The sequence below is a fragment of the Planktothrix sp. PCC 11201 genome, assembly GCF_900009135.1.
Lineage (GTDB): Bacteria > Cyanobacteriota > Cyanobacteriia > Cyanobacteriales > Microcoleaceae > Planktothrix.
In genome coordinates this window covers 145,732-169,169 of record NZ_LT797706.1, presented here as the reverse complement: position 1 = coordinate 169,169, position 23,438 = coordinate 145,732, and the positions used below count along the sequence as shown (strand labels likewise).

Sequence of the window (23,438 nt, the reverse complement as noted above, 5' to 3'; positions counted from 1 at the left end):
GGTAGTTTTAATCCCGAATAAATACGATAAAAAATATGGCAAATTTAGAACATTTAGCATTATTACAATGGGGATTTCAACGTTGGCAAATTTGGCGTTCAAATAATCCGAATATTCAGCCAGACTTGGGCGAAGCCAACTTAATGGGGGCGGATTTAAACGGAATTAATTTACAGAATACTGATTTAAGTAAAGCTAATTTAATTGCCACGGATTTAAGCTCGGCAAATCTAACAAAAGCGGATTTAACTTTAGCTCAGTTGCACAGGGCAAACCTCAGCGAAGCTGTATTATTTCAAGCTAATTTAAGTCAAGCTAATCTTAGCACAGCCACGTTAAATAGAGCAGAATTGATTGAAACTTATCTTTATCGCACGGAATTTAATCATGCTAAATTAATTAAAGCTCATCTGAATGGAGCCTATTTATATCAGGCTAATTTGAGTGAAGCGGATTTGAGTGAAGCGGATTTGAGATTTGCTAATTTAAACAAAGCTAATCTTTATCAAGCGAATTTAACCGGAGCCAATTTAAGAGGGACAACCTTAATTCAAGCTAATCTACAAAATGCTAATTTATCCCACGCCAACTTGAGAGGGACAAACCTAACTAAAGCAGATTTACGAGGAGCAAATCTAACCGGAGTTCACCTAAAATTTGCTAACTTAAACGGGGCTATTTTTTCCTAAATATAGCAATTGTTGACAACTTCTTTGTGTCTTTGTGGTTAAATTAGGCTTAACCTTTGTTAACATAGCCACAATAACATCCTATTGGTGAATTAACACTTTAATCGCAAACTCCGGTAACGCCAACATCCGCCGCCAACGCCAAGGTTCTTGATACAATCGATATAACCATTCTAAATGATATTTACAGAAAAATTCCGGTGCTCGTTGTTTAATTCCTGACCAAATATCAAAACTTCCTCCCACACCTATCCAAATCGAATTCGGGCAAAGATGACGATTTTGACTAATCCAAAATTCTTGACGGGGAACACCCAAACCCACTAATATTAATTTCGGTTGTAGGTCTTTTAGGGTAATTTTTAAATCTTCTTCTTCTGAAGCAGACAGATAACCATGATAACTAGAAATTCCCAAACCTGGCAGTTTTTGTTGAATATTATCAGCCGCCTGTTCAGCAATTCCCGGTTTTCCTCCATAGAAAAAGACTAATTCAGAATTGTCTAATTTACCAATATTTTCTATCAAGGTTTCTGCTAATTCAATACCCGGACATCTTTGAATTTTTTTACCCTTATATTGTAAATAAAGCACCACCCCTGCACCATCGGGAATTACTAACTCTGCTGAATGAATAATTTCTGCTAATTTAGGATCTTTTTCTCCTTGAATTGCCATTTCTGCATTCAAAGTAATAACATGAGTTCCTAACCCCTGTTGCCAACGTTGTAATAACCAATTAGTATAATTATTAGTTAAATGCACAGGTAAACCCAACACGGGAAAACCATTAAGAGCAGAATCAAAGGGAAAAATAGTTGAACTCATAAATAAATTTTAGAAACCTCACACACATTATTACCGAAAACGCGATCAAAGCCGGGGAATGTATTCCCCGTGGATATTTCTATTTTAATATATAATAGAAGAAGTTAAACATAAACTAAGATAAGATAGCAAGATTCACGGTCTTAAAATTAAAAAAGAGGCAGAAATTCTATTCTATCTTGATACTCATCCTCAAATGACCCTTCGGCGATTAAAATTAACTGATCAATATTTTCACCAATACTTAACTTGGGACTCAGGATAAAAATTCCAGGGATATGACGACTTAAAGCAATATGATCTGCTAAATGAATTGGCATCGACTTGCGGTTATTCGTTACTAAAATACATTGATGTTCTTCACACCAACATAAAATTTCAGGATCTAAAGTTCCTTTGGGTGGAGCAGTCACCTCCCCAACGGCTATCACGAATAAATCTGGCTGAAAACGGCGGAGTTGATGAGTATAAATTGGATCGATATTTTCATCAATAAGATACTTGAGCATGATCCTTTGAATTTGCCAATTTTTGTGCCTTCAATTGTCGCAGTTTCTCTACAATTGGGCGAGGATGACGTTGTTGTTCTGCTCGCATTCTGTCGCCCCATTCTAACCAATCAGTCATGTAAGCCTCCACTGCTGGTTTGTTATGCAAGTAATATAAAATTGTGGCATACACCTGTTCTAAAGTGAGTGAAGGATAGGTGTGGGCAATTTCTTCTGGAGTTTTGGCACGAAAAAGGTGGTCAAATAAAATGGTTTCAATGCCGATGCGTGTACCTTTGAGTCGAATGTCATCCGCCGCCAAAAAATTAAAGTAATCTTCTAGTAGCATGGTTCTTTAATATTTGATTACCAAACCGCGATTTGATTGTATCATTTAATCTTGCAGTCGGGGAAGCATCTACACAAACCCAAAGGCAAAACCAACCTTAACTCCCCATCTATTTCAAAGCATTCAACGCTTCCAACGGTCGCACCATCCCCCAACCCCAACGGTTATCGGGACGTTGCTCCTCACCCCCTGGATGATAGGCGGTTTTCTTCAAAACATCAATAATTTTACTCAGAGGCGCCTGGGGATAAGCTGACATCAATAACGCCACAATTCCGGCGATGTGGGGTGTGGCCATTGACGTCCCATCCATGTAGGTATATTGAAAAACGCCGTTATCCATTTTCACCGGAGGAATACAGGAATAGACCTGAACACCGGGGGCGGAAACATCGGGTTTTGTCACCCAGGCGTTAGGAGAGTCCGCAGGGAAGACCAAACTGGCGCCACTGCTAAAAAAAGTAATTCCCAGATTATCCGTCTCAATTTGTTCCACAGCGCCCACAGAGAAGGCATTATAAGCATTACCCGGAGAACTGGTATTCCCGTGATTTTCGTTGCCAATAGCAACAACGGGTAAAATCCCATATTGATTGACTAAAATATCAAATACTTGGGGAAATAGGGATTCATAGTAACTCAAACCCAAGGACATATTAATAATTTTTGCCCCTTTTTCCACCGCCCAAGATATCCCTTCAATTAAAGTTAATAAAGTTGCTTCTCCTACTAATACCCCGGCAACAATTAAATTTGCTTGCGGGGCGACACCAATAGATAAACCCTCCTCGGTTTTTCCCCCGGCAATTGTCCCACAAACATGAGTTCCATGTTGTCCACTATCAAAGCTAGGAGAGGCGGTAATTCGACGTCCTAACGGGTCAATGACAATAAAATCTTTTACCCGTCCTTGTAATGCGGGATGGTCTCCATAAACACCAGAGTCTAATACCGCAACCGTAACATTTTGTCCTTGGGTTGTTTCCCAAACTTTAGGAATTTCTAAGCGTTTTAATCCCCAAGTTGTTTTATCCTGTTCTTCTTGTTTTTGCAAGCCGGAATAATCAATTTCTTTGGGTTCAATTAAATGAATTTTTTGATTAGGAAGAATCGCCACAACATCGGGATGTTCGGCTAAAATTGGTAAACTTTGACGGGTAACTTCCATTTTGGTAACGGGTAACACTCCCTGACCAACGGGTTGTGCATAAAAGGATTGGCGCGTTGTATTTTGATAATCATTAATAATTTTATTGGAAATGGCTTGATTACTTTGTTCTTGTTTTTTTAGCGTATCAAAATAGGCTGCTGTTCCGGCTTGAGGCATTGATTCAGGAGCAACTAAACCTCTATAAATAACGATAGCATCTTTTCTGCTATTCGGTAGACTATGGGCTAAGAAAGGTTCAAAAGCAGGGGAAATTTTGGATTGATTTGTCATGGGGGTTTGACTCCGTTTTAATTATTATTTTCTTTTGTTGACTAAAATTTTGAGATTCAGGAGAATTTGAACCCTTGGCAGAGATTCAGTATTGTTGTAGGATAAAACAATTCTGACGATCATTGATTATCTTAACTTGAAATTAAGCATTCAGCATGAAAAATAAAGATCAAAAACTGCATCCGGGCTGGTGGATTTCAATTTTATATTTTGCCCAAGGATTTCCCTATACCGTTGTTAATACAATGTCAATCGTTTTTTTTAAAGGGTTAGGGGCAAGTAACGAATTAATTGGATTAACCAGTTTTTTATCCTTGCCTTGGGTAATGAAAGGATTATGGGGGCCGATTGTTGATATTTATTCAACCAAACGGCGATGGATTCTAAGAATGGAAATTTTATGTATAATCCTATTTTTAATTCTAGCATTCGGCGCACTATTTCCGCAAGCAATTTCGATTTCTATTGCAATTTTTGCCCTGATTGCTTTTATTAGTGCCACCCATGATATAGCTATTGATGGCTTTTATTTAACAGTGTTAAATTTAGACCAACAGGCGTTTTATGTCGGGGTTAGAAATACCGCTTATCGGATGGCAGTTTTAGCTGGAGGCGGCGGGTTAGTATTTTTAGCAGGAGATATTGCTGAAAAATATAGTAATGGGAAAAGTCCGACGGGGGAAATTTTATATAACCCAGTTCAGCTTAATTTATTCGGGTCTAATTTTTCCATTCATCCGTTACAATGGGGATGGTCAATTGCTTTTTCTGTCGCTAGTTTAATCTTTTTATTCATCTATGGATTTCAGAAAATATATTTACCCAAGCCTCAAAAAGTAACTTTTTCAGAAACGGAAAATCTCTCAAATTCCGCGAATTTTTTAAACTCATTTAAAACCTATTTTACTCAATATAAAATTGGTTGGACTCTGGCTTTTATTTTATTATTCCGTTTAGGAGATGCCCTAACCTTCAAAATGGCTACTCCGTTTTTAATGGATACGGCTGCAAAAGGCGGGTTAGGAATTACGACGGCGGAAATCGGGATTTTATCGGGGACGGTCGGGGTAATTTTTCTATTATTTGGTGGGTTATTGGGCGGGTTTTTAATCGCCAAACAAGGGTTAAGAACTTGGATATGGCCGATGGCAATTTTACAGAATTTTACTAATCTATTTTATTGGTTATTAGCTAAAACTCAACCAGAAATTATTTGGGCTTATGTGGTTAATTCCCTTGAACAATTTACCTATGGTTTAGGAGTAGCCGCCTATACTGTATTTTTAATGCAAACTGTCCGTCCTGAATATAAAGCCTCCCATTATGCAATTACAACGGCATTTATGGCGGCGGGGGTATTAATTCCTGGGGTATTTAGTGGGTATATTCAAGCGAATGTAGGCTATCAAAACTACTTTTTATTGAGTGCAATGGCGGTAATTCCAGGGTTATTAACTATTTTCTTTATTCCCATTAAAGATCAAAATCATATTACTTATGTTCCCAGACCTGGACTTGATGATGAAGATATCGAATAAAACACCAAATGAAAAACCGTTGTTGGGCTTTATCTCCAAATATTGAGGGCTAAAGCCCAACAACGAAATTGTTTAGAGGACGGCGATACACTCAATTTCTACTAATACATCCTTGGGAAGACGGGACACTTCAACGGTCGCCCTAGCGGGGGCTGTTTCGGGTTTAAAATATTTGGCATAGACTTCATTAACTTGGGTAAAATCGTTCATATCTTTTAAGAATATTGTGGTTTTAACTACGTTTTCCCAGGTGGCGCCCGCTTCGGTTAATACTGCTTCTAAATTTGACATGACTCTTTCAGTTTGTTTGGCGACGTTATCGGGATAAAGAATTTCGTTAAGGTGCGGCTCAAGGGCAATTTGTCCTGATAAAAAGATCATATTATTGACCATTACCGCTTGATTATAAGGGCCAACGGGTTTAGGAGCGTTTTCGGTTTTAATGATTTTTCGAGTCATGGTTTTTTCTGTGTCTGATAATGCGTCTATTGGGTCAGATAAATCAGGAGTGCTATCTTCAGGTTTATAGCATTCTCCATTAGGCATAATTGTATCTGTTAAGTTAACATTTTGAAGATTGACTCCATAAATATTAGCATTTGTTAAGTCAGCTTGCGTTAAGTTTGCACCTTCTAAATTTGCATTGATTAGATTAGCTCCTCGCAAATCAGCTTTTTTTAAATTAGCATTTTTAAGTATAGCTTTGTTTAAATTAGCATTCTCAAGATTGGCACATTCCAAATTGGCATTTATAAAGTTTACTGATGATAAATTTACATCATTTAAGTCAGCAAAATTTAAGTTAGATGATATAAAATTACATCCTTCAAATTTTCCTCCTCTTAAATTAGCTCGACTTAAATTTGCATTTTTAAAATCTGCTCTATTCAGACTACAATTTGTTAAATTAGCTCCCGTCAAATTTGCACTTGTAAAATCTGCTCTATTCAGAATAGAACCAGTTAAATTAGCTGCTGTCAAATCTGCTTGAGATATATAGGCTTGCTCAAGGTAAACTGATGTTAAGTTGGTATAACGGAGATCGGCACGATATAATCTAGTACGGCTTAATTTTATACCTGCTAAATTAGCACCAGACAATTGAATACCTGCTAAATCTGTTCCTTCAAGGTTAACATTAACTAATTGTACGTTCTGAAAGTTAGATTCACCTTTAGAACGTTTCTCTAACAATTCTTTAGCATCCATAATTCACCTCTTAATTATCCTTGTATTAGTTTATCATTAATATCAACTCCTAAATATTCTCGTTCCAAGGCTCTGCCTTGGAATGCCAAATAGAGGCTCTGCCTCTATTATAATATTATGATAGTATTCTGGTGGCAGAGCCACCTTAATTGCATTTATAGGTAGAACCTAGAAACGAGTTCTTTGTAGGGGCGAGGCGCGCCTCGCCCCTACGATGAAATCAATTTCAAGTGGGATATAAATAATAATCTATTTTATGATAGTATTCTGGTGACAGAGCCACCTTAATTGCATTTCTAGGTAGAACCTAGAAACGAGAGTTAGGAAGAATTATAAATAATAGCAAATCACTGTTATTATAAAAGATTGAGCATAAATTGATATAGGAAATCATCAACATGGCTACAAATGAAACCCGCAATGAGGTAGAAGTTCGTTCTCAAAAAGTCGATGAGTTAAGAGCATTGGGAATAGAACCCTATCCCAGTCATTCGGTTCAAAGGTCACATACAACCCAGGAGATTAAAGATTTATTCGCCCAACCTGGGAAAGAGTTAAATGATGGAGAAAGCGACCCCGATGCTATTCCATTAAAGGTTTGTGGACGAATTACCTTTAAACGCGATAGTGGTAGTATTGGGTTTATTGGTTTAACCGATATTGCGGGAACAATTCAACTCAAATTAGAGAAAAAATTAGTCACGGGTGAAACGGGATTATCCTTTAATCAGGTTAAAAAATATCTTGATTTGGGAGATTTTATTGCCGCCGAAGGGATTGGTTGTCGCACTAACCGAGGGGAATTATCCGTACAGGTGGAACGGATTTTTATTGTTTCTAAAGCAACGATGCCTTTTCCTGATTCTTATTATGGAGTTAATGACCCGGAACTGTGTCGCCGCCATCGAGAAATTGATTTAGTTAGTAACTCTAAATCCTTAGAAACTTTTAAAGCTAGAAATCGAATTCTGAAAAGGATGCGGACTTATTTATGGGATAATTGTTTTGAGGAATTAGAAACTCCTGTATTACAAGCAATTTATGGCGGGGCAGCGGCTCGTCCTTTTGTTACCCATCATAACAGTTTGGATATTAATTTGTATCTGCGAATTGCTACGGAATTGCATTTAAAACGGGCAATTTGTGGCGGTTTTGAACGGGTATTTGAAATTGGGCGGGTGTTTAGAAATGAAGGTATTGATAGTACCCATAACCCAGAATTTACCTCGATTGAATTGTATCAAGCCTACGCTGATTATTTTGATCTGATTACTTTAGTTGAAGATCTAATTTGTGCGATCGCTACGGATATTTTAGGAGAACAAACCGCACTAGAATATCAGGGAGATACGATTAGTTTAGAACGGAAATATGACTATTCTGAACAATATCCGACTTTTACCGGAAGCCATTGGAAAGTACAAACAATGGTGGAAGCGGTGCGAGAAACAACGGGGTTAGATTTTGATACTTTAGAGTTAGATGAAGCCTTGAAAGCCGTAGAAAATTTAGGGTTTAATTTATCAAAATTAGAAACCCAAAGTTTAGGATATGTCCTTTATACGGTGTTTGATAAGTTAGTTTCGCATCAATTAATGCAACCCACTTTTATTACGGAATTTCCGGTGGAAGTCAGTCCATTAGCTAAACGTCATCGTTCTAAATCGGGATTTGTAGAACGTTTTGAGTTATTTATTCACGGGACAGAATATTCTAATGGCTTTTCTGAATTGAATGATCCCGAAGACCAACGCCAACGATTTGAAGCACAATTAACCCAGAAAAATGCCGGGGATGAAGAAGCGCATCCGATGGATGAAGACTTCATTCAAGCGCTATCTTTAGGGATGCCAAATTGTGGCGGAATGGGGATTGGAATTGATCGGTTAGTAATGTTATTTACGGATACCGCCAGTATTCGAGATGTGATTATGTTCCCGACCATGCGAACTTTATAAACCCTAACCCCCCCAACCCCCCCTTGCTAATGGGGGGCTTTTGGAGGATAATTGAGATTAATATTAATAGAAAAAAATCCTCTGAATTTCCCTCCCATTAACAAGGGGAGGGCTAGGGTGGGGTGCTTTATTTATGTTAAAATTAATATAAAATTATATTTTGATTAGGGAGAATCGGATTTATGGAACGTTCAAAAATTATTGCGTATATTACGGGTGGGATTTCAATTATTTTGGCGTTGGCTTATTTATTAATGGTTTCTATCTTAGATTTCCGAGGTGAAATGTTACCCGCACCCGTAAGTCAAATTCCATCGACTGTATTAGTTAAAAATATAGTAGAAAATCTGAGCGTCAACTTCCAAGCTGTTAACGCCAATTTAAAATCAGACGGGATGTAGAATTTTTATTTTCTAATCCTTAGAATTTCTTGGGATAAGTTTATTTTTCAATTGTAGAAATTTCGTCTACAATTTCGATCTGTTTACGAGCAATAGCCCGATAAATTCGAGATAGCGATCGCAATTCTTCTTCGGTTAAATTATCATCAAAAACTGCGGCTAACAGTCCATAACGGTCGGCTAGGGTAACGCGACCTGTTTCGTGAATTTTGGCAAATAATTCACCAAGTGCGGACTCAATTAAACAAATGGGTGCTTCCATGATCTGGTGAGTTGGGGTAGCGGAATTGATGTGATGATGGAGAATCGAGCATCTTTCAAAGTCCACAGTTTCAGCACAAATTCAGTAGAATTTTAGCTGCAAGTCCCAGGAAAACTGTTGAATTAGGAGGCTGGTGGCGTTGAACTTTATTCTGATTATTTCAGAGTTTTGGATGTATGGGCGTGATTAAACTTTAGGAGGAGTGGTGATTCTTTGGAGATAACTCTGTGATCTAAATCACGCTCGGTGATTTGTCTTACTTAAACTTAGTTTAATTTTAAAGCACTTACGGGAACATCATCCCAGGATTCAACGCTTCTTAGCACAGCAACCCAACCTTCTTGTTTTTGGGTTTCGGTTAAGTTCTTTTGGAAGGATTCATGACAGTCTTGAGCTTGCTTTTCATCTGAACAAGCAATACAAGAGTAGACAATTCCCATCGGGTCAAGTTGTTCATTTACCCAAATTATCATTGTAAATCTTCTCCTCACCTAATATCAGTAAATTGCTTTCATTTTATATTAAATTGGGAAGAATTTGCCTATTTATTTTTTCCATATTGTGTTAGGGATTCTCCCGTTAGACGACAAATTCGCCAGTCGGGTAAAATTTTAGCTCCGATTTTTTGATAAAAATTAATAGCGGGTTGATTCCAGTCTAAAACCGACCATTCTAAACGTCCACATCCTCTGGATACCGCTAATTCTGCTAGATAAGTAATTAACGCTCTCCCAATACCTTGACGACGATATTTAGGGAGTACGAATAAATCTTCTAAATAAATTCCTGGTTGGGTTAAAAAGGTAGAATAGTTATGAAAAAATAGTGCAAAACCCACGACTTTTCCTTCAATTTCTGCTAAAATGGCTTCCGCATAACCAGGAGAACCAAATAAATGTTGTTTTAAGGTTTCGGCATCTCCTGTTACTTCATGGGATAACTTTTCATATTCGGCTAAGGCTTGAATTAACTGAAATAAAACAGAAACATCCTCAATGGTTGCGGGTCTTAAAATTGCCGATTTAGACATATAAATATTGAAGGTTTGACAATGACAAGAGAAAGATTCTCTTGCTCATTATTATACAACAACTTTAATCAATGATTAATTGATTATCTGATCCAACCTTTTAAGCGTTCAGCCACATTAGGACGGCGTAATTTTCGCATAGCTCTGGCTTGAATTTGTCGAACTCGTTCCCGTGATAAATTATAGACTCCACTGACTTCTTCTAAGGTGTAGGGAACGCCTGTAACTAGTCCAAACCGCAGGGCTAAAACGTCTTTTTCTCGTTCAGTTAAAACCGTTCCTAAAACCTCCAATAAATCCTGGCGCATCATCATTTCATTCATTTGAGCTTCAGGGGTTTGGGTTTCCTGATCTTCTAAAATATCCATTAATTCCGAGGTTTCTTCAGAACCAATTCGATGATTTAAAGATAGGGATTTGCGATGAACTTGTTCGAGTAAAATCACTTGACCTGGGGTAATTCCCATCGCCTCTGCGAGTTCTTCTTGGGTGGGTTTTCGACGGAGCGATTGCTTTAAATCTCGATAGGTTAACTTCATCTTATTCAACTGTTCAACAATATGAACAGGTAGGCGAATTGTCCTCCCTTGATTTGCAATTGTGCGGGTAATTCCTTGACGAATCCACCAATAGGCGTAGGTCGAGAATTTATAACCTTTATCGGGATCAAATTTTTCGGTGGCGCGGTTGAGTCCCAGGGCTCCTTCTTGAATTAAATCTAATAATGGAACTCCTCGATTAATATAACGTTTAGCAATGGATACCACCAATCGTAAATTAGAACTAATCATCCGGTTTTTTGCAGCATTTCCCGATTGTAAACGATGTTTTAGTTCTGTCTCGGTTACTCCCACTAAAGTTGCGAGTTCTGCGGGGGTGGGTAAACGTCCTAACTCCAGGGTAAGTTGAGTTTGTTGGGCTTCGATTTTAACTAAACTTTGAATATGACGAGCGAGTTCGATTTCTTCATTCGGTTTGAGTAAAGGATAACGCGCCATCCGTTTAAACAGTGCGGCGATTGCGTCATCTCCAGATGCAGTCGCTTCTATAATCGGGAAAAATGTGGCATTCTGTGGATTCATTGTATCCTCCATCCAGGTTAAGATTCGCCATGACAGAATGGTTTTGACGATCTAGAATTTGAGCAGTTCGCTTTTAGTTTTCTCCCTCTTTTAAATCTTGAGTTCGATTAAAAGATCAAGAAATACTATCCATCACGACTTGATGCTGATCCCATTATAGGAGAGTTGCTCAAAAGACAGGGAAATCCTTGGTATGAATTTAATTAACAATCAACTCCCTAATTTACTCATTCATATTTCTTAATGTTGCCACCGCAGAAGGGGAAATACGACTGAGGTAACGGAAAATCCAATATTTCATAATTGTATCCAAAATCACAGGAAAAGTGGCGATAAACAAAAAGATAAAGCTACGATTAGGTGCAATCCCTAAGTGACTGGAAAATCCTTCTAATAGAACTTCCCAACCATGGGGAGAGTGAAAACCGACAAAGATATCCGTGAGTAAAATAATAATAAATGCCTTAGCACTATCGCTCAAATCGTACATGACCGTATCGAGCAAGGATTTTAAGGCTGCTAACCCTTGGCGATTGAAAATAATCACTAAAGCAAAGCCAATTAATCCCACGAAATCCGCAAAAATATTACTAATCGCTTCACTGCTTCTGTGATTAAATTCTCTAGCAATTTCTTCGGCTTTTTCCGCCATTTTCTTTTCAACTTCTTCGGCTTCAATAGCGGGAGTTTTGTAGAGTAAGCTACTCATTTGTAGTTCTTCTTCGTAGGATTTTAACTCATGAAGGGCTTCTTCTTTCATTTCTGAGTTAAGAAATAAAGTAACTTCATGGGTTTGTCGATAATGTTCTACTAGGGGAATAAAGACAAAATTTTTAGAGAGTTGTTGTGATAAAAGGGGAATTAAAATAAGTAGCAGGAGGAAATTAATCGCTGATCTTGTTTTTTTCCGCGATGCTCGATAGCTATTCATTAACCGTTCTTCAGAGCTATCATCTAATTCCGTTTGGATCTTTTGAAACGTGCGTCCAATCGAACGGGGTAAAGCCCCAGTTTTTTTTCCTTTAAACATTTCTCCAGAAGCTTCAACTTCTACAAAATCAAGGGGGGATAAATCCGATTTGTCACCAGATTTTCCGTTGTTCATTCTGTTGACAGATGTAAACCGAGATGAATCAGAAGACAAAGGGGAAGCGGAAGAATCATATTGATATTTATCAACAACTTCATCAATGAATTTTAATTTTTCAATAAATTCTATGTTTCCCGAGTTGTCTAAACTCCGGGTCAGTTTAAATTCACTCAGTTTAAATTTAATTGTGTTTAAATGCTGATTAACGTCCTTAATAAAGCACTCTAAAACACTGGGACTATATTGGGGTGCATCTTCGGAAACTTTTTGTCCCCCAAAATGCTGATCTTCTATGGTTTTTATTGCTAAAGCAGCTTGATAGGCTTGTTGTAATGCTCGTTCCGGGGTTTTATGAAACCATTGATTACTGGATTTAAACACATTCAAAAATCTAACCCCTAAACTACCTTTTTGAACTTTGACAATAGAATTACTCATCTGGATGTGTTGGCTAGAACAGAATAATAATAGGACTTTAACTCGGGTTTATTATTGCCAAGAGATCTGGAACGGGAAAGGGTTCTTGTTCAAGAGGAACAAACTGATTTTGGTTAACATCATACGCTAAAATTCGTCCCGTTTCAATTTCATAAACCCAGGCGTGAAGGTGGAGTTTTCCAGCGTGTAACCGCGACCGAACAACTGGATAGGTTTCTAGGTTAGCAATCTGATTTAAAACATTAGTTTGGGTGGCAATACTTAACAATTCTTCTCCCGAATATTCTGAATAATTCTCTTGAATGATCCGGCGAATCGATTCTCCATAAACTTTTAACCAATCATAGACTAATGGCATTTCATCAGATAAACTTTGGAGTTTAAGCAATCCTTTGATACTACCACAAAGGGAATGTCCACAGATGATAATTTCTTTAATATTCAAGGCTTGAACTGCATATTCAATTCCGGCTCCTTCACTACTATTTAGAGTTCCATAAGGAGGAATAATATTACCTAAGTTGCGAATAATAAAGATTTCTCCAGGTTCAGTCTGAGTTAGCAAGTTGGGAGCAATCCTAGAGTCACAACAGGTGATAAATAAAATCTCCGGGGTTTGACCGTGAGAGAGGCGTTCAAATAGGTCTTGGTTGGCTTTGAAATAATTCTGTTGAAAATCATTCAAACCACTAATAATGCGTTTAATGGGCATAAATATCTCCCCAATCACTAACTGATCAAGATCCGGTAGACTGCTAAATGATAACTGATCTGAATGTGTCCTGTTTCAAAATTCCTTTAGTGTATCACCCATTTCGCATCACTGAACAAACAAACACCCCCTACTTTTTTGAGTAAAGGTTTAATCAACTCAATCAGGGTATTGAGTTGTTGTTCACTGGTGCAAATGGTCATGATATAGCTGCTAGAGAAATCGCACTCTAAATCGGAACAGGAAACGCCTCTATCCCCTTTTCCCGAAGTATCTTTAATTAAGGTATAGCCAGATACTTTAATCCGATCCAAAATATCCAGTGCATCCTGAATGTGAAACGTATCAATGATGATTTCTACTTTTTTGATATCCTGCATAGTACATTCAAAATTTTAGTGATGAATCCAAGTGGCATCGTTAACTAAACACACCCCTCCCACTCGCTTCAGCAGAGGAGTGACGCTGGAAATAATTTGCTCAAGTTGTTTTTCGTTGGTGCAAACCGTCATAATATAAGTGTTGCTAAATACTTCTCCTAAATCATCATTAGAAAAACCGCGATCGCCTTTTCCAGATGTATTTTTGATCACGGTGTATCCTGTAACTTTGGCTTGGTCTAAGAGTTCCAAAACTTCATTAATTTCCAAACTACTAATGATAATTTCGACTTTTTTTACCGCTTGCATTCTCTAGGCTCCAATGTGTTTGATAATTTCTAAATACAGGGGAATTCCCACAATAATATTAAAGGGAAATGTTAGAGCCAGCGCCATGGAAACGTAAATACTAGGATTGGCTTCAGGAACGGTCATGCGCATGGCGGCGGGAACAGCAATATAGGAAGCACTGGCACAGAGAACCGCAAACAGTAATGTGTTTCCTTCACCAAATCCTAAAACTTTGCCGATAATAATTCCCAAAATTGCATTAGCAACGGGAATAAAGACGGAAAAAGCAATCAAAAATGATCCGGTTTTTCTCAATTCTCGAATTCGCTTGGCGGCTACCAATCCCATATCTAAAAGGAAAAAGGTTAAAGCACCATAGAAAATACCTTGAGTAAAGGGTTGTAATTTTTCCCAGCCCTTTTCTCCGGTTAACAGTCCGACAATTAGACTACCAACTAATAGAAAAACAGAACCATTTAAAAAGGATTCATGTAGAACTTTTCCCCAAGAAAAGGCTTCATTTTCACCCTCTTTGACCGGAGCAAAAACCCGGACTAACACAATCCCAATAATAATTGCCGGAGATTCCATTAAAGCTAAGGCTGCCACCATGTGTCCGCCGTAGGCAATGTGTAATTTTTCTAGGAAGGAACTGGCGGTAATAAATGTTACGGCACTAATGGAACCATAGGTGGCTGCAATCGCCGCCGCATTATACGCATCCAGTTTCAGGCGCAAAATAAAAAAGCTATAGGCAGGAACCACAAGGGCCATAAGAATTGAGGCAATCAGAGTTAAGGCAATTTGGGTATTAATTCCACTTTCTGATAACTCGTAACCGCCTTTAAATCCAATTGCCAATAACAAATACAACGAAAACAGTTTGGGTAGGGGTTGAGGAATTTCTAAATCCGATTTACAAAAAACGGCTAACATCCCCAGAAAGAAAAATAGTACCGGAGGATTGAGGATATTAAATAAAATCAGACTTCCATCCATAGGTTAGAGTTTGGGTATAGGTGATGCAAAAAATCTTAATCAAGATTAAAGAAAATATACTAAGAGAAGGGTAATAAAATTCTAAGAATCTTCTTAATTAAAGTCTTGGCACTAAAATTTAGTTTTAGAATAGTTTGAGCAATATTTTATATTCAAAATATCGGGATATTCACCGCGGGTTTTCCCATCTGTTGCGGTGTTCCCTGTTCTAAGGGCGCGGTAAAAATAAGCTAAATGTGGTTCCTTGATTGATTTGACTATTAACGGTTAATTTCCCCCCGTGTAAGCGACAGATTTCTTGAGCAATGGCTAACCCTAAACCTGCACCTCCAGTTTGATGGGATCTGGCTTCTTCAACCCGATAAAACCGATCAAATAAATAGGGTAAATGTTTAGCTTCAATTCCTAAACCCGTATCTTTGATTATCACTTTTATCTGTTGCTCATCCCGTTGCGCTTCTAAGAACACTTTTCCGTCTTTTTGGGTATATTTAAGCGCATTATCTAATAAATTTAAAAACAAACTGGTTAAATAATCAGGATTACCGAAAACCCATAAATCCGTGGCAATTTTATCTTTTAAATCAATAGTTTTAGAGGCAGCTAAGGGTTGCATTTGTTCGACTAAAGCTCCCAACAAATTGCTTAAATCAACGGGTTGTAAAAAGGAAGCATGAATTTGTCTTAATTCTAACCGAGCTAAAAATAATAAACCATTAGTGAGTCGAATTAATCGATCAGCTTCTTTTTCTAAATCTTGTAAGGTATTTTCATATTCTTCTGGGGTACGAATGCGGCTTAAAGTTACACCAATTCTACCTTTAATCACCGTTAAGGGAGTGCGTAATTCATGGGCGGCATCGGCGGTAAATCGTCGTTGATATTCAAAGGCAAATTCTAAACGATCTAACATTTTATCAATGGTTTTGGCTAACCGACCTACTTCATCGGGCGGGCCTTGATAATCAATTCGTTGAGTGAAATTATTGGCACTAATTCCATGGGTTTTACTAATAATTTCATTAATAGGATTTAAAGCGTGATTTGCTAAAAACCAACCGCCTAATCCGGCAATTAATAAAATTAATGGAAATCCTAATACCATCAAACTAAATAGATGTTTAGAAGATTGATAAACTGGCGCTAAGGATTCTGCGACTTGTAGCCATCCCTTATACCCTTCCGAGGTGGGAATGGGCTGACTATAAACCCGCCAGTTCCTGTGATTAACCCTTAAATCTAAATATCCAATTTTACTAGGAATAAATACAGGAATTGCAGAATAGCTGCCAAAACCATCCCAAATATGACCCTGTTGATCGATTAATCTCACCGCAATTCCTGCCTGGATAAATTGTTCTGTCATCTCTTGAGATTCTGGAGTAGTTCTAAAAGCAGGATGACCATTTTTATCAACTAAATTCGTTAAAGTTTGTGTAGCAGTTACTTGTAAACTTGTATCGATTTGCCTTAATAAACTATGTTTTAATACCACATACAAATAACTACTAAACAGAATTAAAGTAAAAGCCAAAAGCAAGATATACCAAGCAGTAAGTTGCACCCGAATTGTGCGTTTTCCCCAATGCCATCGTTTAATCATTTATCTCATCAATGCCTAAACAATACCCAACACCACGAACTGTTTGTAAAATTTGTTGTTCAAATCCCCGATCAATTTTTCGTCGTAAATAACCGACATAAACATCCACAATATTAGAGTCGCTATAAAAATCTAAATCCCAAACGTGCTGTAAAATTTGAGTCCGACTTAATACCCGTTCTTGATGACGCATTAAATATTCTAAAAGTTTAAATTCTAAAGGACTTAATTCTATTAATCGTATACCCCGTCGCACTTCTCGTTTAACCGTATCCATCGTTAAATCAGCAACTTGTAATACCGTATTTAATTGTAAGGGAGGACGGCGTTGTAATGCTCTTAAACGGGCTAAAAGTTCAGAAAAAGCAAAGGGTTTTACTAAATAATCATCCGCACCTCGATCTAAACCTTGAACACGATCTTCTACATTATCTCTGGCGGTTAAAAGTAATACGGGAGTGATAATTTTATGATTACGAATTTTTCCCAAAAGTTGAAATCCATCCATTCCTGGAAGTAATAGATCTAAAATCATTAAATCATACTCAATTGTTGAGGCGTAGTCCCAGCCTTTTTTGCCATCGGAAGCCACATTGACCACATATCCAGCCTCGCGTAACCCTTGACTGATAAACTGTGCAATTCCCGGTTCATCTTCTACGAGTAAAACGTGCATTGGTTCTGGTTCCTATTTCACACTAGTCAACTTAACTTAATTCTTCCATAAAATATTTTACCTTGAATTAAATGCTAAAACCTATGACTTTTTTAAGGTTGTCGCTCTTTTGGCAATTCTGATCAAATTCCTAGGGGAATTATCCCGATTAACTGTTATTCGAGAAATCCGATATTTATTCGTATAGCGATTAATCCGCGTCATATTCCCATCATAGATATATCCCGTTAAATAATAGGGAGATAAAGATTTTTCCACTCTCCGGTTAACCTGTCCAAAGGGATAAGCAAAATGAGCAGCCACCCATTTATTCTTATCTAAATCTTCCATACAGGTTCTTAGATCAAGTTTAGCTTGTTCGAGTTCAAATTTTAAATCTTTCCCTTTGATTAGGGTTAATTGTTTATGGGTTTGACCATGGGACTGAATATCATAATATCCGCGTTTATAACCATCCCGTATTTCTGCACAACTTACATGGGGTAAAAAATCCTTTAACCTCACTCCCATTAAGCCCGGATTCAAAAACCAGACAATTTTGATTTTTTTGTTGTATTGTTTTTCTAAATCTTTTAAAATAGGTAAAACATTCTCGTGAACACCATAATAACCATCGTCAAAGGTAATCATTACAGGTTTATGTCCGATTTTTTCTGAAGGAATCGGCTTAGATTTTTCAATAAAATAGATAAATAAATCTTGAGTTGTTAAAAACCAATAGTTATTTTTAGCTAAATAATTAATAAAAGTATAGAAATCTTTTTTAAAATAATCATTCTCAAATTGGGCTCTTTTTTCAGGGCTTTGATCAATATTGGATTCGTCAATAATATCATGTAATCCAAAAATGGGGATTCTGATACTGGCGGTTCTGTAGGTAGCTCCCAAGGCGGGAACACTTAACAAAATCACACAAAGTAAGCCAATTAAAAAACTCCGCAAAATCCGATTTTTTTTTGCCATTTCTGTTTCAAAATAGGGAGGTATAACCAAAAATACACGAAGTGATTTTAAGTTGAACTGAATCCGATTTCTGTCCCCTTTCCGGCGTGAACCAGGGCTAATTTTTCATAGCATTTGGCGTGTTCAATTAAATCCGCCGCAGCTTCTGGGGACACATCTCGCAGACGTTTGGCGGGAACCCCCACAACCAGGGAAAACGGCGGCACATCTTTGGTGACAACCGAACCCGCCCCAATGATACTTCCGGTTCCCACCCTTACCCCGTCTAATACAACGGCTCCAATACCGATTAAACTGCCCCGTTCGATATGGGCCGAATGAATCACCGCCCGATGACCCACCGTAACATAATCTTCTAAAATGGTAACTCTCCCCGGATCACCATGCAGAATTGCACCATCCTGTATATTAGTTTTGGCGCCAATGATAATTCGTTCCACATCCCCCCGAACCACCGCCCCATACCAAATACTCGCCCCCGCCCCAATTTCCACAAACCCCATAACAACTGCATTGGGGGCAACAAAAGCAGCCTGGGAGACATCAACATCGGGCCAGTAGGATTGATAATTCTGTAGAAATTGATCAGACATGGGTGTTAGATTCCCTCAAAAACAAACAAACTAGAATTCAAAGGAAGGGTTAAAATTCCTATAGCTATAATATAAGCCTTGGTCTAACACCATTTGAATGATGAATTCTGCCTTGCAGTACCCAATTTTCGGCCCTGAGATTAATTGTCCCCATTGCCGTCAGCCTATTCCTGCCCTCACGCTGACGGATACCTACTTGTGTTCCCGTCATGGGGCTTTTGAGTCTGACCCGAATACAGGGGAGTTGGTTCACCTGCAATCGGGCCGTCATTGGCGACTATGGCAGGGAGAGTGGTATCGACAACATACCCATCCTGATGGGATTCGGTTTGAAATCCATGAAGCCCTAGACCGACTCTATACCCAAGGCTATCGGGCTACCCGTGTGATTATTGCTAAACGTTATCAGGATTTAATTAGTAGCTATTTAGAACGGAGCACTCCCTGGCGCAATGCTACAGAGGGAACCGAACCAAAATTGTATGGTTTACCAGTGGAATTTAGTCCCGATGTTGGGGATGAACCCCGTTGGGATGTGATTAATTTTGATTTGGAAAAAGAACAGGGTGCTCCTGTGCGTTATCCCTATTTTCGATTATTTGAGTAGGGGGAATTTTCATGCACCATGTCTCAATTCGCACCGCGAATATTCATCGAGCGATCGCCTTTTATGAAATTCTAGGATTTACGGTTTGTGAACGCTTCACCACCGGATATACTTTAGCCTGTTGGCTCGAAGGTTTAAATGGCAGGATCGAATTAATTGAAATTCCCCAACCCCAGCCCGCCCCCGATGCTTTTGGCGATGAACATTATGTCGGTTATTATCATATTTCTTTTGATCTAACCCATCAGGTTTCTGATCTAGTAAGTTGGTTAAATTATCTCAAAGATCAGTTTCATCAAGCTATTATAGAACAGCCTAATTTATTTCAACCCCTCAATATTTTATTAGAACCGATGCAACAAATGATCGGAGATCGGGTTTATGAAGTGATGTTTATTGCCGATTCAGATGGTTTACCCTTAGAATTTATTCGGAGTTTGTAGGAATGGGGAAATTCAACACCATAGCCTATCCAATTTCTTAATTTTTATATGAAAATAACATAGGATAAGCTATTAAAAAATCTGATTCAAAACTGAGTCCCGAGGTAAAAAGCAGTCCACTTAACGGTATATTAAAACTTTGTTACTGTGATTTCACGAGTGTTCCAATGCAATCCAAAACCATTCAGTTATTTCTCGCCGTTGGTTTAGCCACGACTTTAGGGGCCTGTGGTGCAGCCAATCAAGAAGAAGGTGCCAAACCAGTGGAAACCCCAGCGACTGCACCTGCACCCCAGGCTCCAGCTAATTCCGCTCCAGCAATAGCACCTCAAGCCCCGGCAACTCCTGTGTCATCCCCATCTTCAAGCAGTGACGAAGATGATAAAGACAAAGATGATAATAAGAAAGATGACGAAGGCGGAGAAGGCGGAGAGGGTTAATTAAAGATAGGGTAGAGATATTTTAGAGACTATCTCTCCCTTTCAGATTAATTCCCAGGGGGAAATTTTCCCTCCCGAACTTCGGTACAAAACTCCTGCACAGCCTGGGTAATAGTTTGTTGTAAATTAGTGTAGGTTTTGGCAAAGGGGGGTTGCCACGCGGATAACCCCAAAATATCAGAAGTTACTAAGACCTGGCCGTCGCAGCCTCCCCCCGCCCCGATACCAATGGTCGGAATCCCTAATTTTTGGGTGATATCTTCAGCTAAATCCGAGGGAATATGTTCTAAGACCACACTGAAGGCTCCAGCTTGCTCTAGGGCGATCGCTTCTGCAATAATTCGTTCAGCCTGATCCGATGTTTTTCCCTGTTTGCGATAACCGCCAAATTGATGCACCGATTGCGGGGTTAGTCCCACATGACCCATCACCGGAATTCCCACTTGGACTAACTGACCCACGGTATCTGCCATCGCCGGATATCCGCCCTCAAGTTTCACCCCTTGAGCACCCGTTTCTTTGAGAATTCGTCCGGCGGAATGAATCGCCTGTTGGGGACTTTCTTGATAAGTTAAAAAAGGTAAATCGACCACCAATAACGCCTGTTTTACCCCCCGTCGTACAGCCTTAGCATGATGAATTATTTCATCTAAGGTTAAGGGTAAAGTGGTATCGTAGCCTAACCCGACCATCGCCAGAGAATCGCCGACTAAAACAATATCAATTCCAGCTTGATCGAGCAATTGAGCGATCGCATATTCATAGGCTGTTAACACCGTAATCCGTCGGCCCTGTTGTTTCCATTGACTTAATTGTTGCGTTGTAACTGACATTTACTAATTTTGGATAATTTTATCAGATTGAATAGCGCGCCACTTGAGTTTAGAATGAAAGTAGAGTTGATCTGCCTCAATCTCAACTCCTCTGAACCTCCCACATCTTCCGCCTAATAAAGTTCAGACCACATCAATAATTGGCTCTTGGAGGGAGAAGTTCTGCCCCCAACCGTAGTCGTGAAAAAAACCTATAGGGGGAATTGTTATGAAAATTTTATTAGTAGAAGATGACCCACTCACCAGCACCACCTTATCGGAAATTTTACTCGCCCATCAATACACCGTAAATACCGTAACTGATGGACTGACAACTTTAGAAATGGCCGAAACCTTTCTCTATGACTTAATTCTATTAGATATTGGTATTCCTAAACTAGACGGAATCAGTGTTTGTAAACAGTTACGCAGCAAAGGATATCAAAATCCGATTCTACTCTTAACAGCTAGGGATAGCAGTACCGATCGGGTGATGGGATTGGATGCCGGAGCCGATGATTACGTCGTTAAACCCTTTGATATTAACGAATTAATGGCAAGAGTCCGGGCTCTATTACGCCGGGGAAAATCCGTTTCAACCGCGGTCATGACCTGGGAAAATCTGAGTTTTGATCCGATTAATAACGAGGTAAAATCAGGGGAGAGGCTGATACATCTTACTTCAAAAGAATACTGTTTACTGGAATTATTTTTGCTCAATCCTAAGCGAATTTTTAGCCGGAGGGCGATTTTAGATCGCCTATGGGATTTTGCCGAATCTCCAGGGGAAGAAACCGTTAGTACCCATATTAAATGTTTACGACAAAAACTCAAAGCCGCTGGTAGTGCAGACCCGGTTGAAACCGTTCATGGTTTGGGCTATCGTTTGCGATCGCCAGTTAGCCCATCTGCCTCTGATTCTACCGAGTCCCAGGCCATAACCAACCCCAGCAACTCTCGACAAGAAATTGCCCAAATTACCTCTAGGATTTGGGAGAACTTCAAAGATAAGGTGAAAGTCCAAATTGAGACTTTAGAACAGGTCGCCCCAGCCTTAATCCAAAGAAAACTGACTCCCCAACTCCAGCAACAAGCCAGAAACGAAGCCCATAAATTAGCGGGATCTCTAGGGATTTTTGGTCTGCGGGAAGGTTCACAAGTGGCCAGAGAACTGGAATATCTCCTCGAACAGCCCAAACTCGAGATTGGCCAAGCCCAGTTAATCTCAGATTTAGTCGTTAGTCTAAGTCTTGAAGCTAGTCGAGAAACCCTATTAACGCCCCTTTCTTCCCAACCCGTGGCCTATTCTCCCTTAATTTTAATCGTAGATGACGACCTGATGCTGGCAGAACGCATTCGGGTCGAAGCGATCGCCTGGGGATTACGAATTGAAATGGCTACCGATCTCCCCGTTGCCCGCAAAATGATCGCCCAGAATCCTCCCAACGTGATTCTACTGGATTTAACCTTTCCCAGTGTCCCCACCGAAGATGGTCTCACCCTATTAAAAGAACTCAGCCATAGGATTCCTCAAATTCCCGTGATTACCTTAACCGGAAGGCAAAGTTTAACGGATCGGGTCACCGTTGCCCGTTTGGGAGTGAAAGCATTTTTACAAAAGCCCTTACCCGCCTACGAAATTCTGAAAGCAATTACGGAGGTTTTATCCCAGTCTAGGTCAGTCCAAGGAAATCGAGTCTTAGTGGTCGATGATGATCCCAATCTCTTGACCTCGGTTTCTAACCTGTTAGAAACCAAGGGGTTAAGTGTAACCACTCTACAAAACTCGGAACAATTTTGGGAGGTGTTACTCGATTGTCGTCCCGATCTCCTAATTTTGGATTGGGAAATGTCGGGCTTCAATGGTTTAGATCTCTGTCAAGCGGTGCGAACTGATCAACGGTGGCGTCATCTGCCGATCATCTTTCTTTCTGTGCATACGGAGGAAAGCTCTATTATGCAGGCTTTTGCCGTGGGTGCTTCCGATTACCTCAGCAAAACCACAGCCCCAGAAACCCTAATTACTCAAGTTTTACGTCGTCTGCAACCTGTCTAATGGGGAATGGGGAATGGGGAATGGGGAATGGGGAATGGGGAATGGGGAATGGGAAATGGG

27 protein-coding genes are annotated in these 23,438 nt (G+C 39.2%); 8 read left to right on the top strand and 19 right to left on the bottom strand.

The features are described from left to right. The first annotated feature begins 35 nt into the window (after positions 1-35). On the top strand, positions 36-689 hold the full coding sequence (locus PL11201_RS17915) for a pentapeptide repeat-containing protein (protein WP_079680255.1): 654 nt from the start codon (positions 36-38) through the stop codon (positions 687-689). An 81-nt stretch (positions 690-770) separates the two neighbouring features. Here PL11201_RS17915 and PL11201_RS17910 read toward each other — a convergent pair whose 3' ends face one another. The 4 genes from PL11201_RS17910 to PL11201_RS17895 all read right to left on the bottom strand — a co-directional run bounded on the left by PL11201_RS17910 (position 771) and on the right by PL11201_RS17895 (position 3,795). Further along, the gene (locus PL11201_RS17910; protein ID WP_079680254.1) at positions 771-1,517 is read right to left on the bottom strand and encodes a WecB/TagA/CpsF family glycosyltransferase; all 747 of its coding nucleotides are present in this window, start codon (positions 1,515-1,517) and stop codon (positions 771-773) included. A gap of 149 nt (positions 1,518-1,666) precedes the next feature. Continuing rightward, complete coding sequence (locus tag PL11201_RS17905) at positions 1,667-2,026, bottom strand: DUF5615 family PIN-like protein (protein ID WP_234996757.1); 360 nt, start codon at positions 2,024-2,026, stop codon at positions 1,667-1,669. After that, on the bottom strand, positions 2,007-2,354 hold the full coding sequence (locus PL11201_RS17900; RefSeq protein ID WP_079680252.1) for a DUF433 domain-containing protein: 348 nt from the start codon (positions 2,352-2,354) through the stop codon (positions 2,007-2,009). The genes PL11201_RS17905 and PL11201_RS17900 overlap by 20 nt, the downstream gene beginning before the upstream one ends. Before the next feature lie 109 nt (positions 2,355-2,463). Further along, positions 2,464-3,795 carry a S8 family serine peptidase gene (locus tag PL11201_RS17895; protein WP_079680251.1) on the bottom strand — a complete coding sequence of 444 codons (1,332 nt, stop codon included), beginning with the start codon at positions 3,793-3,795 and terminating at the stop codon, positions 2,464-2,466. Positions 3,796-3,950: 155 nt separating this feature from the next. Here PL11201_RS17895 and PL11201_RS17890 point away from each other — a divergent pair, with 155 nt between their 5' ends. Further along, positions 3,951-5,333, top strand: a complete 1,383-nt coding sequence (locus tag PL11201_RS17890; RefSeq protein WP_079680250.1) for an MFS transporter — start codon at positions 3,951-3,953, stop codon at positions 5,331-5,333. Between the two features lie 72 nt (positions 5,334-5,405). On the opposite strand, the gene PL11201_RS17885 is transcribed toward PL11201_RS17890, so the two are convergent. Further along, positions 5,406-6,542, bottom strand: a complete 1,137-nt coding sequence (locus tag PL11201_RS17885; protein ID WP_079680249.1) for a Rid family detoxifying hydrolase — start codon at positions 6,540-6,542, stop codon at positions 5,406-5,408. 398 nt (positions 6,543-6,940) lie between these two features. Here PL11201_RS17885 and lysS point away from each other — a divergent pair, with 398 nt between their 5' ends. Together lysS and PL11201_RS17875 are read left to right on the top strand one after the other, a co-directional pair. Then, complete coding sequence (lysS, locus tag PL11201_RS17880) at positions 6,941-8,500, top strand: lysine--tRNA ligase (protein WP_079680248.1); 1,560 nt, start codon at positions 6,941-6,943, stop codon at positions 8,498-8,500. Between the two features lie 182 nt (positions 8,501-8,682). Beyond that, a complete protein-coding gene (locus PL11201_RS17875) occupies positions 8,683-8,901 on the top strand; it encodes a hypothetical protein (RefSeq protein WP_079680247.1) in 219 nt (72 codons plus the stop codon). 40 nt (positions 8,902-8,941) lie between these two features. On the opposite strand, the gene PL11201_RS17870 is transcribed toward PL11201_RS17875, so the two are convergent. From PL11201_RS17870 to PL11201_RS17810, 13 genes are all read right to left on the bottom strand, one after another. Continuing rightward, positions 8,942-9,163, bottom strand: coding sequence for a hypothetical protein (locus tag PL11201_RS17870; protein WP_079680246.1), 222 nt, complete (start codon positions 9,161-9,163; stop codon positions 8,942-8,944). A gap of 266 nt (positions 9,164-9,429) precedes the next feature. Further along, positions 9,430-9,636: a glycogen debranching protein gene (locus PL11201_RS17865; RefSeq protein ID WP_079680245.1), complete on the bottom strand. Its 207-nt coding sequence runs from the start codon at positions 9,634-9,636 to the stop codon at positions 9,430-9,432. Positions 9,637-9,704: 68 nt separating this feature from the next. Further along, complete coding sequence (locus PL11201_RS17860; protein ID WP_079680244.1) at positions 9,705-10,193, bottom strand: GNAT family N-acetyltransferase; 489 nt, start codon at positions 10,191-10,193, stop codon at positions 9,705-9,707. An 83-nt stretch (positions 10,194-10,276) separates the two neighbouring features. Next, entirely contained in the window at positions 10,277-11,275 is a 999-nt protein-coding gene (locus tag PL11201_RS17855; protein WP_079680243.1) for an RNA polymerase sigma factor, RpoD/SigA family, read from the bottom strand. 223 nt (positions 11,276-11,498) lie between these two features. Further along, positions 11,499-12,803, bottom strand: coding sequence for a proton extrusion protein PcxA (locus tag PL11201_RS17850; RefSeq protein ID WP_079680242.1), 1,305 nt, complete (start codon positions 12,801-12,803; stop codon positions 11,499-11,501). A 37-nt stretch (positions 12,804-12,840) separates the two neighbouring features. Beyond that, complete coding sequence (locus PL11201_RS17845) at positions 12,841-13,515, bottom strand: carbonic anhydrase (RefSeq protein ID WP_079680241.1); 675 nt, start codon at positions 13,513-13,515, stop codon at positions 12,841-12,843. Between the two features lie 86 nt (positions 13,516-13,601). Beyond that, the gene (locus PL11201_RS17840; RefSeq protein WP_079680240.1) at positions 13,602-13,895 is read right to left on the bottom strand and encodes a P-II family nitrogen regulator; all 294 of its coding nucleotides are present in this window, start codon (positions 13,893-13,895) and stop codon (positions 13,602-13,604) included. A 15-nt stretch (positions 13,896-13,910) separates the two neighbouring features. Then, positions 13,911-14,204, bottom strand: a complete 294-nt coding sequence (locus tag PL11201_RS17835; RefSeq protein ID WP_079680239.1) for a P-II family nitrogen regulator — start codon at positions 14,202-14,204, stop codon at positions 13,911-13,913. A gap of 3 nt (positions 14,205-14,207) precedes the next feature. After that, positions 14,208-15,185, bottom strand: coding sequence for a sodium-dependent bicarbonate transport family permease (locus PL11201_RS17830; protein WP_079680238.1), 978 nt, complete (start codon positions 15,183-15,185; stop codon positions 14,208-14,210). A 208-nt stretch (positions 15,186-15,393) separates the two neighbouring features. Next, the gene (locus PL11201_RS17825) at positions 15,394-16,788 is read right to left on the bottom strand and encodes a sensor histidine kinase (RefSeq protein WP_079680237.1); all 1,395 of its coding nucleotides are present in this window, start codon (positions 16,786-16,788) and stop codon (positions 15,394-15,396) included. Beyond that, positions 16,781-17,464 carry a response regulator gene (locus PL11201_RS17820; RefSeq protein WP_079680236.1) on the bottom strand — a complete coding sequence of 228 codons (684 nt, stop codon included), beginning with the start codon at positions 17,462-17,464 and terminating at the stop codon, positions 16,781-16,783. Before PL11201_RS17820 ends, PL11201_RS17825 begins: the two co-directional genes overlap by 8 nt. Before the next feature lie 81 nt (positions 17,465-17,545). Further along, the gene (locus tag PL11201_RS17815; protein WP_079680331.1) at positions 17,546-18,427 is read right to left on the bottom strand and encodes a polysaccharide deacetylase family protein; all 882 of its coding nucleotides are present in this window, start codon (positions 18,425-18,427) and stop codon (positions 17,546-17,548) included. A 47-nt stretch (positions 18,428-18,474) separates the two neighbouring features. Then, the gene (locus tag PL11201_RS17810; RefSeq protein ID WP_079680235.1) at positions 18,475-19,020 is read right to left on the bottom strand and encodes a gamma carbonic anhydrase family protein; all 546 of its coding nucleotides are present in this window, start codon (positions 19,018-19,020) and stop codon (positions 18,475-18,477) included. A gap of 97 nt (positions 19,021-19,117) precedes the next feature. Here PL11201_RS17810 and PL11201_RS17805 point away from each other — a divergent pair, with 97 nt between their 5' ends. The 3 genes from PL11201_RS17805 (at position 19,118) to PL11201_RS17795 (ending at position 20,510) form a co-directional block, all read left to right on the top strand. Beyond that, positions 19,118-19,627 (top strand): TIGR02652 family protein, encoded by a 510-nt coding sequence (locus tag PL11201_RS17805; RefSeq protein ID WP_079680234.1) that lies wholly within the window; start codon positions 19,118-19,120, stop codon positions 19,625-19,627. A gap of 11 nt (positions 19,628-19,638) precedes the next feature. Next, on the top strand, positions 19,639-20,070 hold the full coding sequence (locus PL11201_RS17800) for a VOC family protein (protein ID WP_079680233.1): 432 nt from the start codon (positions 19,639-19,641) through the stop codon (positions 20,068-20,070). A gap of 167 nt (positions 20,071-20,237) precedes the next feature. After that, a complete protein-coding gene (locus tag PL11201_RS17795) occupies positions 20,238-20,510 on the top strand; it encodes a hypothetical protein (protein ID WP_200816809.1) in 273 nt (90 codons plus the stop codon). A 47-nt stretch (positions 20,511-20,557) separates the two neighbouring features. Here PL11201_RS17795 and panB read toward each other — a convergent pair whose 3' ends face one another. Then, positions 20,558-21,343: a 3-methyl-2-oxobutanoate hydroxymethyltransferase gene (gene panB, locus PL11201_RS17790; RefSeq protein ID WP_079680232.1), complete on the bottom strand. Its 786-nt coding sequence runs from the start codon at positions 21,341-21,343 to the stop codon at positions 20,558-20,560. A gap of 208 nt (positions 21,344-21,551) precedes the next feature. Here panB and PL11201_RS17785 point away from each other — a divergent pair, with 208 nt between their 5' ends. After that, entirely contained in the window at positions 21,552-23,378 is a 1,827-nt protein-coding gene (locus PL11201_RS17785) for a response regulator (RefSeq protein WP_079680231.1), read from the top strand. Positions 23,379-23,438 lie beyond the last annotated feature (60 nt).

Bases quoted from the DNA above. Each gene is read 5' to 3' on its own strand.
- PL11201_RS17915 (WP_079680255.1), top strand. From the start codon at position 36: ATGGCAAATTTAGAACATTTAGCATTATTACAATGGGGATTTCAACGT.
- PL11201_RS17910 (WP_079680254.1), bottom strand. From the start codon at position 1,517: ATGAGTTCAACTATTTTTCCCTTTGATTCTGCTCTTAATGGTTTTCCC.
- PL11201_RS17905 (WP_234996757.1), bottom strand. From the start codon at position 2,026: ATGCTCAAGTATCTTATTGATGAAAATATCGATCCAATTTATACTCAT.
- PL11201_RS17900 (WP_079680252.1), bottom strand. From the start codon at position 2,354: ATGCTACTAGAAGATTACTTTAATTTTTTGGCGGCGGATGACATTCGA.
- PL11201_RS17895 (WP_079680251.1), bottom strand. From the start codon at position 3,795: ATGACAAATCAATCCAAAATTTCCCCTGCTTTTGAACCTTTCTTAGCC.
- PL11201_RS17890 (WP_079680250.1), top strand. From the start codon at position 3,951: ATGAAAAATAAAGATCAAAAACTGCATCCGGGCTGGTGGATTTCAATT.
- PL11201_RS17885 (WP_079680249.1), bottom strand. From the start codon at position 6,542: ATGGATGCTAAAGAATTGTTAGAGAAACGTTCTAAAGGTGAATCTAAC.
- lysS (WP_079680248.1), top strand. From the start codon at position 6,941: ATGGCTACAAATGAAACCCGCAATGAGGTAGAAGTTCGTTCTCAAAAA.
- PL11201_RS17875 (WP_079680247.1), top strand. From the start codon at position 8,683: ATGGAACGTTCAAAAATTATTGCGTATATTACGGGTGGGATTTCAATT.
- PL11201_RS17870 (WP_079680246.1), bottom strand. From the start codon at position 9,163: ATGGAAGCACCCATTTGTTTAATTGAGTCCGCACTTGGTGAATTATTT.
- PL11201_RS17865 (WP_079680245.1), bottom strand. From the start codon at position 9,636: ATGATAATTTGGGTAAATGAACAACTTGACCCGATGGGAATTGTCTAC.
- PL11201_RS17860 (WP_079680244.1), bottom strand. From the start codon at position 10,193: ATGTCTAAATCGGCAATTTTAAGACCCGCAACCATTGAGGATGTTTCT.
- PL11201_RS17855 (WP_079680243.1), bottom strand. From the start codon at position 11,275: ATGAATCCACAGAATGCCACATTTTTCCCGATTATAGAAGCGACTGCA.
- PL11201_RS17850 (WP_079680242.1), bottom strand. From the start codon at position 12,803: ATGAGTAATTCTATTGTCAAAGTTCAAAAAGGTAGTTTAGGGGTTAGA.
- PL11201_RS17845 (WP_079680241.1), bottom strand. From the start codon at position 13,515: ATGCCCATTAAACGCATTATTAGTGGTTTGAATGATTTTCAACAGAAT.
- PL11201_RS17840 (WP_079680240.1), bottom strand. From the start codon at position 13,895: ATGCAGGATATCAAAAAAGTAGAAATCATCATTGATACGTTTCACATT.
- PL11201_RS17835 (WP_079680239.1), bottom strand. From the start codon at position 14,204: ATGCAAGCGGTAAAAAAAGTCGAAATTATCATTAGTAGTTTGGAAATT.
- PL11201_RS17830 (WP_079680238.1), bottom strand. From the start codon at position 15,185: ATGGATGGAAGTCTGATTTTATTTAATATCCTCAATCCTCCGGTACTA.
- PL11201_RS17825 (WP_079680237.1), bottom strand. From the start codon at position 16,788: ATGATTAAACGATGGCATTGGGGAAAACGCACAATTCGGGTGCAACTT.
- PL11201_RS17820 (WP_079680236.1), bottom strand. From the start codon at position 17,464: ATGCACGTTTTACTCGTAGAAGATGAACCGGGAATTGCACAGTTTATC.
- PL11201_RS17815 (WP_079680331.1), bottom strand. From the start codon at position 18,427: ATGGCAAAAAAAAATCGGATTTTGCGGAGTTTTTTAATTGGCTTACTT.
- PL11201_RS17810 (WP_079680235.1), bottom strand. From the start codon at position 19,020: ATGTCTGATCAATTTCTACAGAATTATCAATCCTACTGGCCCGATGTT.
- PL11201_RS17805 (WP_079680234.1), top strand. From the start codon at position 19,118: ATGATGAATTCTGCCTTGCAGTACCCAATTTTCGGCCCTGAGATTAAT.
- PL11201_RS17800 (WP_079680233.1), top strand. From the start codon at position 19,639: ATGCACCATGTCTCAATTCGCACCGCGAATATTCATCGAGCGATCGCC.
- PL11201_RS17795 (WP_200816809.1), top strand. From the start codon at position 20,238: ATGCAATCCAAAACCATTCAGTTATTTCTCGCCGTTGGTTTAGCCACG.
- panB (WP_079680232.1), bottom strand. From the start codon at position 21,343: ATGTCAGTTACAACGCAACAATTAAGTCAATGGAAACAACAGGGCCGA.
- PL11201_RS17785 (WP_079680231.1), top strand. From the start codon at position 21,552: ATGAAAATTTTATTAGTAGAAGATGACCCACTCACCAGCACCACCTTA.